Genomic DNA, 16336 nt, shown 5'->3' with positions numbered 1-16336 from the left:
TGTTTGGAATGAATGGCAGCCAGATTGCAATGAGGGCAGGACGGCTGCCTGCGGTATCGTGTGCGTTTCGATCCCCTGGAACGCGTTCATGGCCTGGTGGTTCCGCATCAAATTCTGGAAGCGCGTGGTGCTTGGCTTCGTGCTGGGGGCCCTGGCGGGCTGGGCGTTCGGGAAGGAAGCCGAGACGTGGTTCGGTCCGCTCGGCGACCTCTACGTCACCCTGATCAAGATGATCGCGGTACCGCTGGTGTTCTTCGCCGTGATCAACGCTGTGGCGTCGCTGGCCGGGCAGAAATCGATCGCCGCATTGGCCGGTCGCACTTTCCTGTGGTTCGCCATCACCGCGGTGCTCGCGGTCGGCGTTGGCCTGGCGGCGGGCTATGTGTTCCAACCGGGCGTCGGCGTCGGTGTGCTCCAGGTCGCGTCCGACTACAAACCGAAAGAAGTCCCCGGCGTGCTCGACATGTTGTTGAACATCGTGCCGTCCAATCCGTTCGCGGCGCTGGCCGGCGCCGCCACCGGCAAGACCGGCGATGGAATGAGCGTGATGGTTCCGCGCAACGGCACCGTGCTGCAGGTGATCTTCTTCGCCGGTCTGGTCGGCTTCGCCCTGGTCAAGCTTGGCGAGCGCACCCTGCGCCTGCGCGAACTGGTGCGCGAGGCCAGCGACACCATGATCCAGGTGACGCGCTTCGTGCTCGAGTTCACCCCGATCGGCACCTTCGGCCTCATCGCCGCGCTGGTCGGTGGCTACGGCTTCGCCCAGCTCAAGCCGCTGTTCCAGTTCGTGGTGGCGCTGTACGCCGCCTGCGCCTTCCACATCGTCGTGGTCTACACGCTGTTGCTGGTCGTCCACCGCCTCAATCCGTGGAAATTCTTCCGCGGCGCCTTCCCGGGCATGCAGGTCGGTTTCGTCGCATCGTCCAGTTTCGCGGCGATGCCGGTGGCGCTGCGTTCGGTGCAGCACAACCTCGGCGTCAACAAGGATTACGCCAGCTTTGCAGTGCCGCTCGGCGCGACCATCAAGATGGACGGCTGCGGCGCGATCTACCCGGCGCTGGCTGCGGTCTTCATCGCCCAGTACACCGGTTTTCATCTCACCACCACCCAGTACGTGACGATTGCGATCGCCTCGGTGCTGGGCAGCTTCGGCACCGCCGGCGTGCCGGGGACCGCGGTGATCATGGCAACGGTGGTGCTGTCGGCCGCGGGTTTGCCGCTGCAGGTGATCGGCTATCTCTATGCCATCGACCGCATTCTCGACATGATGCGCACGATGACGAATGTGACCGGCCAGATGCTGGTGCCGGTGCTGGTGGCCAAGGAAACCGGTTTGCTCGACCAGAAGATCTACGATGCCGCCGACACCAATGTCGGCATCGTCGATGCGGAAATGCAGAGCTGACGCCATGAGTGCGGTGGAGGCCGTCGCCGATGTCGTGCTGGTCGAACGCTTCCCCGGCGTCGACGACTACCGGCGGCTGCGCAGCATCACCGGCCTGTCGCCCAAAGGCGAGGAAGCCGCGCGTCGGGCGCTGGCGAGCACGCTGCATGGCGTCAGCCTGCTGCGTGGAGACGAAGTCGTTGGCATGGGGCGCATCATCGGCGACGACGGCTGTTTCTATTTCGTGGTCGATATCGCCGTGGTCCCGGAACTGCAGGGGCAGGGTCTCGGCCATCGCATCATGGCGGCGCTGGATGCGTGGGTGCGCGAACGGGCCCCGGCGACGGCGCATGTGTCACTGTTCGCCGACGGCAACGCCAAGTACCTGTATGAGAAATACGGCTTCGAGCAACTGACCAAATCGGTGGCGATGGCCTATGTTGTCCCGTCCGCGGCGACTTGAACCGGCTTCTGCCGACCCCATCCATTCCTTAACTTGTTTGCGAAGATGAAGGAGCGAACCATGCAGGACGATCTCAAGCAGCAGGCCATCGATACCCTCAACCGCATCATGGAGATGGAACTGGCCGGCGTGGTGCGTTACACGCATTACGGGCTGATGGTCTACGGCTATGGACGCATCCCGATCGTGTCGTGGATGAAATCGAACGCCGATGAGTCGTTGGCGCATGCCAGCAAGGCCGGCGAACTGGTGACGCTGCTCGGCGGGCATCCCTCGCTGCGGATCGGGCCGCTGCTGGAAACCCACCAGCACGACATCGGCGACATCCTGCGCGAGAGCCTGGCGCACGAGAAAGCCTCGCTCGAGATCTATTACGAGTTGCTGCGGCTGAGCGAAGGCAAGTCGGTGCTGTTGGAGGAATACGCCCGCGACATGATCGTCGCCGAGGAAATGCATCTCGACGAGGTCAACAAGATGCTGCGCCGTCCCGGCGATGTCGAGAGCTTCCACGACCACGGCGGGGACCACTGACATGGCCACCGGCTGGGCCGGCGATGGCGCGGTGCAGGACCAGATCGACGCCACCGTGAAGGACGCGATCAAGCGTGCCCGCAGCCAGTTGCCGCAGGGTCCGAGCCTCGAGCGTTGCGAGGAATGCGATGCGCCGATCCCCGAAGCGCGCCGCAAGGCGCTGCCGGGCGTGCGCCTGTGCGTGCCCTGCCAGCAGGCGCGCGACGAGGAAGAAGCGCAGTACAGCGGTTACAACCGCCGTGGCAGCAAGGATTCGCAGCTGCGTTGAAGCCGCGCGATCAGATCCTGCTGTAGTTCCAGCCGATCGGTCGGCCATCCTTGTACGGCATCACCCCGTGGAAGGCGCGCGGATCGTCGTCGAACACCAGCGGCAGGAAGTGGCGATCGCCTTCCCACATCGGCAACTCGTAGATCCGCTCGATATCCACCCACTCCAGCGTGCCTTCCTCGTTGCGGTCGGGCGCGGTGCCGGTGAACCTGGTGATCAGGAAGACGAAGCCGAGCCAGTCCTCGCCATTCTTGCCGAAGCCCGGCCAGCTGATGGTGCCGCGCAGTTGCAACGCGTCGCAGGCCAGTCCCGCTTCCTCCTCGATCTCGCGGCGCATGCCCGCGACCACGTCTTCGTCCGCTTCCAGCTTGCCGCCGAGGCCGTTGTACTTGCCGAGGTGCTCGTCGCCGGGACGCGCATTGCGATGGACCAGCAATACCTTGCGACGGTCGGGCGAGAGGATGTAGCCGAGCGTGCCGACGATGGGTGTATAAGGCATGGATCGATATCGTGGGGTGTGTGCATAGCATGACCGAAAACACGCCGGCGCCGCCGGAACATCCGCGCGAACTGACCATGCGCTTCCTCGCCGAACCCGGCGACGTCAATTACGGCGGCAAGGTCCACGGCGGCATCGTGATGAAGTGGATCGACCAGGCCGGCTACGCCGTCGCGGTCGGCTGGTGCGGGCGCTATGCGGTGACGGTGGCGGTGGGCGGCATCCGCTTCGTCGCCCCGATCGGCATCAGCGACCTCGTCTCCATCAACGCCAAGCTGGTCTATACCGGCAGCACCTCGATGCACATCGCGGTCGACGTCAGCGCGCGCGATCCGCGCGGTGGGACCGATCGCCTGTGCACCCACTGCGTGATCGTCTTCGTCGCCGTGGACCAGCAAGGCGGGCGACCGGTGCCGGTGCCGCAGCTCACCCAGGAAAGCGACGAGGATCGCCGCCTCGCCGAATACGCGCTCAAGGTCATGGACCTGAGCAAGGACATCGAGCACACCATCGCCCGCTATCGTGATGCGGAAACGGATGCCAGAAACAGTGAAGCCGCCCAGTAGGCGGCTTCTGCTGATTCGATGATCGTGAGGCTTCAGCCCGAGATGCGGCGGGCCGTGATCAGGTGCTGCGACCAGTAGCCGTCCAGCTTGGAGACGGTGACGTCGCGGCCGGTGCGCGGGGCGTGCAGGAACTTGCCCTCGCCGATGTAGATGCCGACGTGGTCGATGCCGCGGCCGCGACCGAAGAACACCAGATCGCCTTCGGCCAGGTCATCGGCCTGGACCTTGGTGCCCTGGTGGGCGATTTCGCGGGAAACGCGCGGCAGGTTGATGCCGAGCGCGGTGCGAAAGACGTAACCGACCAGTCCGCTGCAATCAAAACCATTCGTGGTGGTGCCGCCCCAGCGGTAGGGGATGCCCAGCAGGGTCATGGCGCGGGCCAGCACTTTCTGGATGCGACCCTGGTCGGCGCTGCTGATCGCGCTGCCCACCGGCATGGCCGAGGGGTCGAGCTGGCTGAGGGTCTGGTTGAGCGGGTTGCCATCGACCTGGTCGATGACGCTGCCGCCAATGGCATCGAGACGATCGGCGCCGGTCTCGGTTTCGTGTGCAAATGCCGGCGCCGTGAAGGCAGTACCAGCAACTAGCATCAATGTAATGGCGGCCTTCTTCCTGAGGCGGCCGAGGCGTTGGGAGCGCGTCTCGGTCATCGTCACTGGTTCTTCATTCGGCTAAACGAGCCGAGAGTGTGCCCGACCAGACGACAGAGTTTGTTTAAGAAATCGTAAAAAAGGGTTAAAAAATGGAACTGAATGCACAAAATTTGGCATCAGTCGTCATTTTCCCCTCACGCGGTCTTCACGGGTCGATCACGCGCCGGGCACCTGAATAGCGGGCCAACCAATAAGGTGTGTCGATCTTTTCCAGCCGGACCACGGTCCCGGTGCGGGGGGCGTGGATGAAACGGCCTTCGCCGACATAGATGCCGACGTGGCTGATCTGGCCATCGGCGCCGAAGAAAATCAGGTCGCCGGTCTGCAGGGCATCAAGGGCGATCCGCGGTCCCTCGACCTCGGCCAGTTCGCGCGAAGTCCGCGGCAGGCGCATGTCCAGCATGTCCCGGAAGACGTAGTTGACCAGGCCGCTGCAGTCGAAGCCGCCACCCGGGCTGGTGCCGCCCCAGACATAAGGCGTGCCGACCAGGCTGATCGCCCGCATCAGGACGGCATTGGCGGCGTCGGTGCCGTGCAACGGGGTTACGTTCCAGCGCCCGGCAGCCGCAGGGGGCGGTGGCAAGGTGGTGTTGTCGGGGTTGCCGGCCATGGCCAGGCCGGGGCAGGCGAGGGCGAGCAGGGCCAAGCCCATGCCGGCCCGGGCGCGGATCGATGCAGTTCGCACTGGCGACATGGAGCCCCTCCCCGGATAATGTCCAACGGCGCATGGCCGACCGGACGTGATCGGTGGCTGAAGTCTGCCCGCATCCGATACCAAATTTCAATACCTTACAAGCAGATATTCATGAAAATTGAGAAAGACAAGGTCGTGCGCTTTCATTATTCGGTCGGCCCGGTCGGTCAGCCGTCCGAGGAAAGCTCGAAAGAGCGCGGCGAACCGCTCGCCATCCTGGCCGGCCACGGCAACATCATCCCGGGCCTCGAAAAGGCGATGGAAGGCCGTGAAACCGGCGACACCTTCGAAGTCGACGTGCCGGCGGTCGATGCCTATGGCGAGCGCCGCGAAGGCCTGAGCCAGCGCATCCCCAAGAAGCATTTCGGCACAGTCAAGCTGGAGCCGGGCATGCAGGTCGTGCTCAACACCAACTTCGGCCCGCGCGCGGTGACGATCGAGAAGGTCGGCATGACGGCGGTCGACGTCGACCTCAACCATCCGATGGCCGGCAAGGACCTCCATTTCGACATCGAGATCGTCGAAGTGCGCGATGCCACCCCGGAGGAGCTTGAGCACGGCCACGTGCACGGCGATGGTGGGCACCACCATTAAGGGGCGGTGTGGCCAACACTGATCTGCCAGCCACCGATGTCCTGATCGTCGGTGGCGGCGTGGCCGGATTGGCATCGGCGCTGGCATTGCTGCGCGCCGGCCGTTCGGTTCGCCTGATCGAGGCGCGCACGCTCGGCAGCGGCGCGTCGCACGGCAATTGCGGCACCCTGACACCGAGCCACGCACCGCCGCTGGCGGCGCCGGGCACGGTGTCGAAGGCATTGAAGTGGATGCTGACGCCGGATGCGCCGCTTTACGTGCATCCCGGTTTCGATCCGGCGCTGTGGCGCTGGCTGATGCGTTTCGCGCTGCGCTGCAACCTGCGCGACTGGGAACGCAGCGCGCGCGCCAAGCACGCCATCCTCGAACACTCGTTGCAACGCATCCGCGCCTGGGTCGACGAGCTCGCGCTCGATTGCGGATTCCACGATTCGGGCGAGGACTATGTGTTCCGCACCCAGCGCCTGTTCGAACACGACCAGGAAGAATTTCCGCTGTTGCGCGAGCTTGGCGTCCAGGTCGAGGCGATCGACGGGCGCACCTACGAATCGATGGAGCCGGCGCTGAAGCCGGGCATCGCCGGCGCGATCCGTTTCAGCGGCGATTCGATGCTGCGCCCCGATCGCTATGTCGACGAGCTGGCGCGCAATGTCCGCGTGCTGGGCGGGCAGATCCACGAATCCTGCGCGCTGTCGGGATTGCAGCAAGGCAGCCTCGGCTGGGAGATCGAAGCCGGTGGCGTGCGGTTCGCCGCGCGCAATGTCGTGGTCGCGGCCGGTTCGTGGTCACCGTTGCTGGCGCGCGCGCTCGGCGCCGGCTGGTTGCGCGGCCTGATCCAGCCCGGCAAGGGCTATTCGATCACCTATTCGCGCCCTGCATTGACGCCGCAGCGGCCGGTGATCCTGCGCGAACGCTCGGTCTGCGTGACCACCTGGGGCGATGGCTATCGCCTCGGCAGCACGATGGAATTCTCCGGCTACGACGACAGCCTCAATCCGCGCCGGCTCGCCGCGCTGGAGCGGGGCGCCCGCGAATATCTCCACGATCCGGTCGGCACCGAAGTGCAGGAACGCTGGTGCGGCTGGCGACCAATGTGCGTCGATGACGTGCCGCTGATCGGTGCCGTGCCCGGGCGCCCCGGACTGTGGCTGGCGACAGGCCACGGCATGATGGGCGTGGGAATGAGCGCCGCGACCGGCGAACTGATCGCCGATCTCGTCTGCGGGCGGGCGACGCATCTCGACCCCGCTGCCTATGCGCCCGCGAGGTTCGCATGACGAATACGCCGATTTTTTCGCTGCACCGGGGCAGCGCGCCGCTGCTGGTCAGCCTGCCGCACGATGGCAGCGAAATTCCGGACGACATCGCGCAACGACTGGCGCCGGATGCGCGCAAGGCGCCGGATACCGATTGGTGGGTTTCGCGGCTGTACGCATTCGCCAAGGAACTCGGCGCATCGATCCTGGTGCCGCGCCATTCGCGTTATGTCGTCGATCTCAACCGTCCACCCGACGACACTTCGCTGTATCCCGGCCAGAACACGACGGGCCTGTGCCCGATCGTGCAGTTCAGCGGTGCGCCGGTGTATCTCGAAGGCGGCGAACCCGATGTCGCCGAAATCGCGCGGCGCGTGGATGTGTATTGGCGGCCCTACCACCAGGCGCTGCAGGATGAATTGAAGCGCATCCGCGACCTGCACGGGCGTGCAGTGCTGTGGGAAGGCCATTCCATCCGTGGCGAGTTGCCGTTCCTGTTCGAAGGCCGCTTGCCCGATTTCAATCTCGGCACCGTTGGCGGCGCGAGTTGCCGGCCGGAGCTGCAGCGACGGCTCGAAGCCGTGCTGGAAGCGCAAACCGATCACACGCATGTGGTCAACGGGCGCTTCAAGGGCGGTTACATCACCCGCCACTACGCCGATCCGGCCAGCGGCATCGATGCGGTGCAGCTGGAACTGGCGCAGCGCACCTACATGGACGAACAGCGCGTCGAATGGGACGACCACAAAGCACAACGCCTGCAACAGGTGTTGCAGGCGTTGCTGGAAACCGCGCTGGACTGAAGATCAGTTGCTGGCTTTCGGTGCGCCTTCGCCGATGTATTTCTTCAGGAAGGCATCCATGCGCTCATAGAGCTGGGTGACGTTGTCCACGCCATAAAAGCCGTGGCCTTCGCCATCGGCAACCATGGTTTCGACCTTGGCGCCATTTCCTTCCAGCGCATGCTTGAGAGTATTGAACTGGTCCATGGGCACGCGCTGGTCGATGGAGCCATGGGCGAGAAACACCGGAACCTTGATCTTGTCGACATTGCGGGCGGGGGAGTTGGCCGCGAGCACGGCCTGATCCTTGCCGAGCACGCGATCGAGATAGCGCATGCCTGACTTGCTTTCCTGGATATCGCCGACCTTGCGCATCAAGGCGAGGTCATACACGCCGGCGTAGCCGATCGCGCATTTGTACAACTCGGGGTAGCGGATGACCTGCATCAACGCGGCATAACCGCCATAGCTGGCGCCGAAGGTGCAGATGCGGTTGGGGTCGGCGCCCTTGTGGTCGATCACCCATTTCACGCCATCGGCGATGTCGTCCTGCATCTTGCCGCCCCATTCGCGATAGCCGAGGGCGACGAAGTCGTGGCCGCGACCTCCGGAACCGCGATAGTTCACCTGCAACACCGCGTAGCCACGGCTGGCGAGGAATTGCGCCTCCGGATCGAAGCCCCAGGTGTCGTTGACGCCATGCGGACCTCCGTGCGGGAGGACCACCATCGGCCCGGGACCGTTGTGGTTGGTCGTCAGGAAGCCGTTGATCGTCTCACCATCGCGCGCCTTGTATTCGATCGGGATGACTGTTGCCATCTGTTCGGGCTTCAGCCACGAATACGACTCGGCAACGCGCTGCATCGAGTTGTCCTTGCGATCGAGCAAGTACCAGGCGCCGGGATCATGGTCGGAAATGGCGTAGAACAGCAGCTTGCCGTTGTCGCGAGTGAAGCCGCTGAAGTAGATCAGGTGTCCCGGGAAGGCCTTCATCAGCCCGGCATGAAGCTGCGCATATTCCGATTGCGGATCGAAATACTGGACGGAGGGCTTGGCGAGATTGGAGACCAGGGCGAAGGGAGGACCGTTGCGCCCGGCACGGAGGATGCTGTCGATATCGGTGCCGGCCTTGCTGGGCAGCTTGGTGCGCGTACCGGCCTTGAGGTCGAGTTTGTAGAACGAAGACGCCTCGCCCTGGTCACTGATCTCGGCATAAGCGGTATTGTCGTCCGCGTCGAAGGCGACGGTGCCGAAGGTGTAACCAGCCAGTGCAACTGGAACCGGCGTCCATTCCGATGCCGGTGTCGGGCGATAGAACAGATGGGGCTCGTCGTTGTCGTCCTTGCGCATGAAGATGCGCGCGCGGCCATGCGTGTCCACCCACAGGCCGGACGCATCGTGGATGTGTTCGAGCTGCTGGCGATCGCCGGTGCGGGTATCGACCTTGTACAGCACGGAATCCGGTTTTTCGCCGCAATCCCAGCACTGGAAGTCGATCAGAACCTTGCCGGGTTCGTCATCCAATACCCGGATGAGATCGGCAAAGCCATCGTCCTTGCGGCGCCCGGTCTGGACGTCATGGTCCGCGAAATAACCGAACAGGGTCTGTTGCTTCTTGCCGGTGGTGTCGGTCGAGAACAACTGGCCGCGGCTGTAGGGGCGCGGTTCAAGCGGCAGGTTGGTCGCGCGTGCAACGGTGACCGTGTTGTCGGCCGTCCAGATGATGTTGGAAACGTGTTCCATCTTGCCGAAGCGCAGGGTTTGCACCTTGCCGACGCCATCCAGCGGCACGATCTGCAGCTGGGTCTCGCGGTTGTTGTCGGCTGGCACCGCCATCGCGATGAATTTGCCGTCGGGCGACAAGGCCACTTCGTTCACTTCGCTCCAACGAGCGAAGTCGCGAGCGGTCGGTTGTTGTGCGGATGCAACACACGGCAACAGCAGCGCCAGGAGCGCGGCGGCGGTCGTCTTCATGGATTCCCCTTCCATTGACTAATCCCCGGAGATTACTGCAAGGGACGCGCCGTGCGGAAGTGGGCGGCGGCGGGTTTCAGCCGGTGACTTTCACTGCGCGCAACTCCCAACGCAGCCAGTGGCGCTGCGGTGGATCGCGTTCCTCGGGCTTGCCACGCATGCGCCGCGACCAGTGGCGGAAACGCTGCGCCAATCGCTTGCCACCGGTTTCGTACTGCCTGGCCGGGCGAATCGGGTTGTCCGCGCTGTCGGCATCGGCATTGCGCGCTTCGTCGGGGTGCACCCAGTCCTGGCGGACCAGTTCGAAGTGGCCACGGAATCCGTAGATCCGCCCGATCGGCGCATCGCCGGTGAAATACGCCAGCGTGTCTTCGGTGATGAAGTTGACGTGGGTCGGATCGACAAAGGCTTCCGGGTATGGCCACGCGGGCGTCACCGCATAGAAGCGGCCGCCATCGGCGAGCACGCGCCAGATCTCGTTCATCAGTTCGATGAAGGGCAGGCGGGTTCCACCGTTGCCATCGGCGAGCAGGCGCGGCACGTGCTCGATGAAGTCGAATGCCGAGATCGAATCGAAATAATCGTCGGGATAGGGGATCGCCTCGATCACCACGTTGGCACGACGATAGGTGAAGCCGGCATCCCCCGCGTCGAGCGGGCGCATGTCGACGCCGTGCAGTTCCGCTCGATCGTAGGGGTTGCGCGGGAACTTGCCGCAGCCGAGATCGAGGTGGCGATTGCCGGCCATCAGACGTCCAGGGTGGCGAGGTCGCCCTTCTGTTCCAGCCAGGCCTTGCGATCGCTGGCGCGCTTCTTGGCCAGCAGCATGTCCATCAGGCCGCGGGTTGCGCTCTCGTCGTCGTTGGTCAGCTGCACCAGTCGGCGGGTATCGGGGTGGATCGTCGATTCGCGCAATTGCTGCGGATTCATCTCGCCCAGGCCCTTGAAGCGGGTGATCGTCACCGCGCCCTTCATCTTCTCGCGCTCGATGCGTTCGAGCATCAGGCGCTTCTCTTCCTCGTCCAGCGCGTAGAACACTTGCTTGCCGACGTCGACACGGAACAGCGGCGGCATGGCGACGAAGACGTGGCCGGCGTCGACCAGCGCCGGGAAGTGGCGCAGGAACAGCGCGCTCAACAGCGTGGCGATGTGCAGGCCATCCGAATCGGCGTCGGCGAGGATGACGACCTTGCCGTAGCGCAGGCCGGAAATATCGTTCTTGCCGGGATCGCAGCCGATGGCGACGGCGAGGTCGTGCACTTCGGTCGAGGCCAGCACCTGTCCCGATCCGACTTCCCAGGTGTTGAGGATCTTGCCGCGCAACGGCAGGATCGCCTGGAAATCCTTGTCGCGTGCCTGTTTGGCGCTGCCGCCGGCGGAGTCGCCTTCGACCAGGAACAGTTCGGTGCGCGAAAGATCCTGGCTGATGCAGTCGGCGAGCTTGCCGGGCAGGGCCGGACCTTGCGTCACTTTCTTGCGGACGATTTGCTTCTCGGTCTTCAATCGCGCCGATGCGCGTTCGATCGCGAGTTGCGCGATCTTCTCGCCGAATTCGATGTGCGCGTTCAACCACAGCGAAAACGCATCGTGGCTGGCCGATTCGATGAAAGCCGCGGCCTGGCGCGAGCTCAACCGTTCCTTGGTCTGGCCGGAGAACTGCGGCTCCTGCATCTTCAGCGACAGCACGAAGGCGACGCGATCCCACACGTCTTCGGGCGCCAGCTTGACGCCGCGCGGCAGCAGGTTGCGGAAGTCGCAGAACTCGCGCAGCGCGCCGGTGAGCCCGGAACGCAGGCCGTTGACGTGGGTACCGTGTTGCGCGGTCGGGATCAGGTTGACGTAGCTTTCCTGCACCAGCTCGCCTTCCGGCAGCCACGCGACCGCCCAGTCGACGATCTCGGTGTCCTTCTTCATCTGGCCGACGAAGAGATCGGGCGGCAACGATTCGCTGTTGGCGAGCTCGCCCTTCAGGTAATCGCGCAGGCCGTCCTCGTACAGCCACTCATTCTTCTCGCCAGTGGCTTCGTCGAACAGGGTGACGGCGAGGCCCGGGCACAGCACGGCCTTCGCGCGCAGCAGGTGGCGCAAGGCGCGCGCGCTGAACTTCGGCGTATCGAAATACTTCGGGTCCGGCCAGAAGTGCAGGCGGGTGCCGGTGTTCTTCTTGCCGACGCTGCCGACAATCTCCAGCTTCGACACGCGATCGCCGTTGGCGAAACCCATGTGGTACTCGTTGCCCTCGCGCTTGATGTAGACGTCGACGCGGGTCGACAGCGCGTTCACCACGCTCACGCCGACGCCATGCAGGCCGCCGCTGAAGGTGTAGTTGCGATTGTTGAACTTGCCGCCCGCATGGAGGCGGGTGAGGATCAGTTCGATGCCGGGAATCTTCTCTTCCGGGTGGATGTCCACCGGCATGCCGCGACCGTCGTCGGCGACTTCGCAGCTGCCATCGGCATGGAGGGTGACGTCGATGCGGCTGGCATGGCCGGCCAGCGCCTCGTCGACGGCGTTGTCGATCACTTCCTGCGCCAGGTGGTTCGGGCGGGTGGTGTCGGTATACATGCCCGGGCGGCGCTTGACCGGATCCAGGCCGGAGAGGACTTCGATGTCCGCGGCGTTGTAACGGGTATTCATGCGGATAGTGTACGGGCAGCGGGCATTCAGATTGTCCGGTGCAAGATGGCGCCGATCCGGGAATCTCCCGGTGGAAGGAGGTTGCAATGAAACTGCGTCATATCGCCGTATTCGCCGTCGCTGCACTGGTTGCCATGCCGCTGATGGCGCAACAGGCCAGCCAGAAGGCCGATGCGTCCACCAAGCCGGCGGACAAGGCTGCCCAGAAGGACGATGCCAAGGCGAAAAAGGACGACCACGAGCACGCGGCCGCCAAGAAGGACACGGCCAATGCCCGCGCCGCCGCGCGCGAGGCCAAGAAGGGCAAAGAGCTGGAAGAGGAAACGCATCCGCTCTGATGGCCCTGTAACGGATATACGACGCCCCGCAATGCGGGGCGTTTTTGTTTCGGCGGAATCAGCCAGGCGTCAGGGCGTGGTTTGCGGCTGCTCGGGCTGCTGTTCCTTGCGGTCGGAGTCGGACTGCTTGTCCTCTTTCTTCTTGTCGTCGCCATCGGGGACGACCGCGCGCACGGCGGCGGCAGTGCCCTTGACCGCGAGTTTGCCGGCGCCGTAGACGACCTTGACCGGGGCCGTCACCACCGAAGTGAGGCAGCCCTGCAGGCTCATCGCCATCAGCATGATCGCCAGGATCATCAGTGTGCGTTGGATGTTCTTCATGGTCTTGATGATACGTGCTCCCTGCGAATGAACCTGCCACGCACCTGAACAAGATGTCATCGCAGCATGAACGGATCGCCTCGCGGTTCAGTGGAGGTTGCGCGCGTCGAAGCACTGTGCGGGTGCTGCCGCTGAGCAGTGGTCCAACTTCTTTTCTCCCCTCCCGAACAGAAGAAACCGAGGTGAATCCAATGAATGCGAACAAGATCCGGATTGCGACGATTGCAGTGGGCGCCGTGTTGATGGCGCCGGCGGCATTTGCACAGGTCAGCGTGGGCGGCGCGGTACGCGGTGGCGTGCAAGCCGGCCCGGTCGGTGCTGGCGTCGGTGCACAAGGTGGTGCTTCCGCCAACGGGGTCGCCAATGGAATTGGCCATGCCGTCGGTGGCGTCGGCCAGGCTGCGGGACAGACCGTAAGCGGCGTGGCGCATGGCGTGCACGACACTGCGCAGGGCGCGGTGAACACGGCTGGCCAGGCCGCAAACCAGATGGGCGCCGCGGCGTCCGGGACCGCTTCCGGTGCGGCGCAGGCCGTGCAGTCGACCGATGCTTCAGCGTCGGGTGGCGCGAAGATCGATGCCGGGCTTGGCAATGGCGGTGTCAACGCCAGTGCCGAGGGCAAGGGCGAGGCCAAGGTGAAGGCGAACGGTCGTCATCGCGGCCACCACGCCCATCCGACGCAGGCACAGAGCTCGAAGACGCAGTAACCAGGCGCAACGGACCGGCCACGGCGCAGTGGCCGGTTCCTGCCGCGAGGCCCCGCTTCGGCGGGGCTTCGTTTTGCGGGGTTTCCGCCCGGTGATTCGCGTCAACCCGGGCTTGCCAGTAGAATGTGGCTTTCCAGCGAGACGACTCCGTCATGACAGCCCCCGCTGCTGCCCCTACGCCCCTGATTTTCGTCACCGGAGGCGTGGTCTCTTCGCTCGGCAAGGGCATTGCCGCCGCCTCGCTCGCAGCGATCCTCGAAGCCCGCGGCCTCAGCGTCACCATGATGAAGCTCGATCCCTACATCAACGTGGATCCGGGCACGATGTCGCCGTTCCAGCATGGCGAGGTCTACGTCACCGACGACGGCGCCGAAACCGACCTCGATCTCGGCCATTACGAGCGCTTCGTCAACACGCGCCTGTCGGGCAAGAACTCGATCACCACGGGCAAGATCTACGACAGCGTGATCCGCAAGGAACGCCGCGGCGACTATCTCGGCGGCACCGTGCAGGTGATCCCGCACATCACCGACGAGATCAAGGCGCGCATCGACGAGGCGACCGCCGGTTACGACGTGGCGCTGGTGGAAATCGGCGGCACCGTCGGCGACATCGAATCGTTGCCCTTCCTCGAGGCGATCCGCCAGATCCGCATCGAGCGCGGCGCCCACAACGCGATGTTCATCCACCTGACGCTGGTGCCGTACATCGCCGCGGCCGGTGAGCTCAAGACCAAGCCGACCCAGCATTCGGTGAAGGACCTGCGCACCATCGGCATCCAGCCCGATGTCCTGATCTGCCGCAGCGAACAGCCGTTGCCGGACGGCGAGCGCCGCAAGATCGCGCTGTTCACCAACGTGCCCGAGCACGCGGTGATCTCGGCGATCGATCTCGACAACATCCACAAGATTCCGGCATGGCTGCACAATCAGGATCTCGACCAGATCGTGGTCGACCAGATGCGCCTGGGCTCGAAGGCGAAAGCGGCCGATCTCTCGGCGTGGAACGCGGTGGTGGATGCCAGCGAACATCCGATCGACGAAGTCACTATCGGCATCGTCGGCAAGTACGTCGACCACAAGGACGCCTACAAGTCGGTGGGCGAGGCGCTCAAGCACGGCGGCATCCGCCAGCGCACCAAGGTCAACCTGAAGTGGCTGGAATCCGAAGATGTTGAGCGCGACGGCGCCGACAAGGCGCTCGCCGGCCTCGACGGCATCCTGGTACCGGGCGGGTTTGGTGATCGCGGTTTCGAAGGCAAGGTGCTCTCGGCCAAGCACGCGCGCGAACACGGCATTCCGTATTTCGGCATCTGCTACGGCATGCAGGCCGCGGTGGTCGACGCCGCGCGTCACCTCGCCGGGCTTGAAGGCGCCAACAGCACCGAGAACGACAGGACTTCAAAGCATCCGGTGATTGGCCTGATCACCGAATGGCGCACGTCCTCCGGCGATGTCGAGCGTCGCAACGAAGAGAGCGACCTTGGCGGCACCATGCGCCTGGGCTTGCAGGATCAGCGGATCAAGCCGGGCACGCGCGCGCACGCGCTGTACGGCAAGGACGTGGTTGGCGAGCGTCATCGCCATCGTTACGAATTCAACAATCACTATCGTGCGCCGCTGGAAGACGTCGGCCTGGTGTTCTCGGCGAAATCCGCGGACGACACCCTGGTCGAGATGATCGAATGGCCGAACCATCCGTGGTTCGTCGCCTGCCAGGCGCACCCGGAATTCCTGTCGACGCCACGCAGCGGCCATCCGCTGTTCGTCGGATTCATTCGTGCCGCGCGCGAACAGCGCCACGGCGGCAAGTTGTTGGAGGAAGCAGCATGAAGTTGTGTGGTTTCGAAGTCGGCCTCGACCAGCCGTTGTTCCTGATCGCCGGGCCGTGCGTGGTCGAATCGATGCAGCTGCAGGTCGACACAGCCGGTAAGCTCAAGGAAATCACCGGCGAACTCGGCATCCCCTTCATCTTCAAGTCGAGCTTCGACAAGGCCAACCGCACCTCGCTGCACAGCTTCCGCGGTCCGGGCATGGAAGAGGGCCTGAAGGTGCTGGCGGAAGTGAAGCGCCAGCTCGGCGTGCCGGTGCTGACCGACGTCCACGAATACACACCGATGGACGAAGTGGCGTCGGTGGTCGACGTACTGCAGACGCCGGCGTTCCTGGTCCGCCAGACCGATTTCATCCGCAAGGTCTGCGAAGCCGGCAAGCCGGTCAACATCAAGAAGGGCCAGTTCCTGTCGCCGTGGGACATGAAGCCGGTGGTCGAGAAGGCCAAGGCGACCGGCAACCAGCAGATCATGGTCTGCGAGCGCGGCGCGTCGTTCGGCTACAACAATCTCGTCTCCGACATGCGTTCGCTGGCGGTGATGCGCAATACCGATTGCCCGGTGGTGTTCGACGCGACGCACTCGGTGCAGTTGCCGGGTGGGCAGGGCAGCAGCTCCGGCGGCCAGCGCGAATTCGTGCCGGTGCTGGCGCGTGCGGCGGTGTCGGTCGGCGTTGCCGGCGTCTTCATGGAAACCCATCCCGACCCGTCGAAGGCGCTCAGCGATGGCCCGAATGCGTGGCCGCTCGACAAGATGCGCGCGTTGCTGGAAACGATGAAAGAGCTCGATGCGATCACCAAGCGCAACGGTTTCCTCGAAGCCAGCGTCACCGAATAAT

19 protein-coding genes are annotated in these 16336 nt (G+C 64.4%); 12 read left to right on the top strand and 7 right to left on the bottom strand.

The window, feature by feature from the left end; genetic code table 11:
- Positions 1-88: 88 nt before the first annotated feature.
- From ABE093_RS07245 to ABE093_RS07230, 4 genes are read left to right on the top strand one after another with little or no spacing between them, the layout of a single operon-like run.
- Positions 89-1405, top strand: a complete 1317-nt coding sequence (locus ABE093_RS07245) for a dicarboxylate/amino acid:cation symporter (RefSeq protein ID WP_430760215.1) — start codon at positions 89-91, stop codon at positions 1403-1405.
- 4 nt (positions 1406-1409) lie between these two features.
- A complete protein-coding gene (locus ABE093_RS07240) occupies positions 1410-1847 on the top strand; it encodes a GNAT family N-acetyltransferase (RefSeq protein WP_430760214.1) in 438 nt (145 codons plus the stop codon).
- 60 nt (positions 1848-1907) lie between these two features.
- Positions 1908-2378 carry a ferritin-like domain-containing protein gene (locus ABE093_RS07235; RefSeq protein ID WP_430760213.1) on the top strand — a complete coding sequence of 157 codons (471 nt, stop codon included), beginning with the start codon at positions 1908-1910 and terminating at the stop codon, positions 2376-2378.
- A 1-nt stretch (position 2379) separates the two neighbouring features.
- Positions 2380-2646: a DksA/TraR family C4-type zinc finger protein gene (locus ABE093_RS07230; protein WP_430760212.1), complete on the top strand. Its 267-nt coding sequence runs from the start codon at positions 2380-2382 to the stop codon at positions 2644-2646.
- 10 nt (positions 2647-2656) lie between these two features.
- Here the strand turns inward: ABE093_RS07230 and ABE093_RS07225 are convergent, their stop codons facing one another.
- Entirely contained in the window at positions 2657-3145 is a 489-nt protein-coding gene (locus ABE093_RS07225) for an NUDIX hydrolase (protein WP_430760211.1), read from the bottom strand.
- Positions 3146-3174: 29 nt separating this feature from the next.
- On the opposite strand from ABE093_RS07225, the gene ABE093_RS07220 reads away from it, so the two are divergent.
- On the top strand, positions 3175-3711 hold the full coding sequence (locus ABE093_RS07220) for an acyl-CoA thioesterase (RefSeq protein WP_430760210.1): 537 nt from the start codon (positions 3175-3177) through the stop codon (positions 3709-3711).
- A gap of 32 nt (positions 3712-3743) precedes the next feature.
- On the opposite strand, the gene ABE093_RS07215 is transcribed toward ABE093_RS07220, so the two are convergent.
- Together ABE093_RS07215 and ABE093_RS07210 are read right to left on the bottom strand one after the other, a co-directional pair.
- A complete protein-coding gene (locus ABE093_RS07215; protein WP_430760209.1) occupies positions 3744-4361 on the bottom strand; it encodes a C40 family peptidase in 618 nt (205 codons plus the stop codon).
- Positions 4362-4509: 148 nt separating this feature from the next.
- Positions 4510-5058, bottom strand: coding sequence for a C40 family peptidase (locus tag ABE093_RS07210; RefSeq protein WP_430760208.1), 549 nt, complete (start codon positions 5056-5058; stop codon positions 4510-4512).
- Between the two features lie 111 nt (positions 5059-5169).
- Between ABE093_RS07210 and ABE093_RS07205 the strand changes: the two genes are divergently transcribed.
- The 3 genes from ABE093_RS07205 to hutG are packed head-to-tail and all read left to right on the top strand — an operon-like array spanning position 5170 to position 7711.
- Positions 5170-5652: an FKBP-type peptidyl-prolyl cis-trans isomerase gene (locus ABE093_RS07205; protein WP_430760207.1), complete on the top strand. Its 483-nt coding sequence runs from the start codon at positions 5170-5172 to the stop codon at positions 5650-5652.
- Positions 5653-5660: 8 nt separating this feature from the next.
- Positions 5661-6929: an NAD(P)/FAD-dependent oxidoreductase gene (locus tag ABE093_RS07200; RefSeq protein WP_430760206.1), complete on the top strand. Its 1269-nt coding sequence runs from the start codon at positions 5661-5663 to the stop codon at positions 6927-6929.
- Positions 6926-7711, top strand: a complete 786-nt coding sequence (hutG, locus tag ABE093_RS07195) for an N-formylglutamate deformylase (protein WP_430760205.1) — start codon at positions 6926-6928, stop codon at positions 7709-7711. The genes ABE093_RS07200 and hutG overlap by 4 nt, the downstream gene beginning before the upstream one ends.
- Positions 7712-7714: 3 nt before the next feature.
- Here the strand turns inward: hutG and ABE093_RS07190 are convergent, their stop codons facing one another.
- The 3 genes from ABE093_RS07190 to parE form a co-directional block, all read right to left on the bottom strand.
- Positions 7715-9664 carry an alpha/beta hydrolase family protein gene (locus ABE093_RS07190; protein ID WP_430760204.1) on the bottom strand — a complete coding sequence of 650 codons (1950 nt, stop codon included), beginning with the start codon at positions 9662-9664 and terminating at the stop codon, positions 7715-7717.
- A gap of 76 nt (positions 9665-9740) precedes the next feature.
- Positions 9741-10412 carry a methyltransferase domain-containing protein gene (locus ABE093_RS07185; protein WP_430760203.1) on the bottom strand — a complete coding sequence of 224 codons (672 nt, stop codon included), beginning with the start codon at positions 10410-10412 and terminating at the stop codon, positions 9741-9743.
- Positions 10412-12301: a DNA topoisomerase IV subunit B gene (parE, locus tag ABE093_RS07180; protein WP_430760202.1), complete on the bottom strand. Its 1890-nt coding sequence runs from the start codon at positions 12299-12301 to the stop codon at positions 10412-10414. Before parE ends, ABE093_RS07185 begins: the two co-directional genes overlap by 1 nt.
- A gap of 86 nt (positions 12302-12387) precedes the next feature.
- On the opposite strand from parE, the gene ABE093_RS07175 reads away from it, so the two are divergent.
- On the top strand, positions 12388-12639 hold the full coding sequence (locus ABE093_RS07175) for a hypothetical protein (protein ID WP_430760201.1): 252 nt from the start codon (positions 12388-12390) through the stop codon (positions 12637-12639).
- Positions 12640-12708: 69 nt separating this feature from the next.
- On the opposite strand, the gene ABE093_RS07170 is transcribed toward ABE093_RS07175, so the two are convergent.
- Positions 12709-12960 carry an NF038104 family lipoprotein gene (locus ABE093_RS07170; protein ID WP_430760200.1) on the bottom strand — a complete coding sequence of 84 codons (252 nt, stop codon included), beginning with the start codon at positions 12958-12960 and terminating at the stop codon, positions 12709-12711.
- Positions 12961-13151: 191 nt separating this feature from the next.
- Between ABE093_RS07170 and ABE093_RS07165 the strand changes: the two genes are divergently transcribed.
- The 3 genes from ABE093_RS07165 (at position 13152) to kdsA (ending at position 16335) form a co-directional block, all read left to right on the top strand.
- Positions 13152-13667 carry a hypothetical protein gene (locus ABE093_RS07165; protein ID WP_430760199.1) on the top strand — a complete coding sequence of 172 codons (516 nt, stop codon included), beginning with the start codon at positions 13152-13154 and terminating at the stop codon, positions 13665-13667.
- Between the two features lie 152 nt (positions 13668-13819).
- Entirely contained in the window at positions 13820-15499 is a 1680-nt protein-coding gene (locus tag ABE093_RS07160) for a CTP synthase (protein ID WP_430760198.1), read from the top strand.
- A complete protein-coding gene (kdsA, locus tag ABE093_RS07155) occupies positions 15496-16335 on the top strand; it encodes a 3-deoxy-8-phosphooctulonate synthase (protein WP_430760197.1) in 840 nt (279 codons plus the stop codon). Before ABE093_RS07160 ends, kdsA begins: the two co-directional genes overlap by 4 nt.
- Position 16336 lies beyond the last annotated feature (1 nt).

It is taken from the genome of Solilutibacter silvestris (genome assembly GCF_050574925.1).
Lineage (GTDB): Bacteria > Pseudomonadota > Gammaproteobacteria > Xanthomonadales > Xanthomonadaceae > Solilutibacter > Solilutibacter silvestris_A.
The sequence above is the reverse complement of the archived record's forward strand: the minus strand, read 5'-3'. Positions and strand labels throughout refer to the sequence as shown.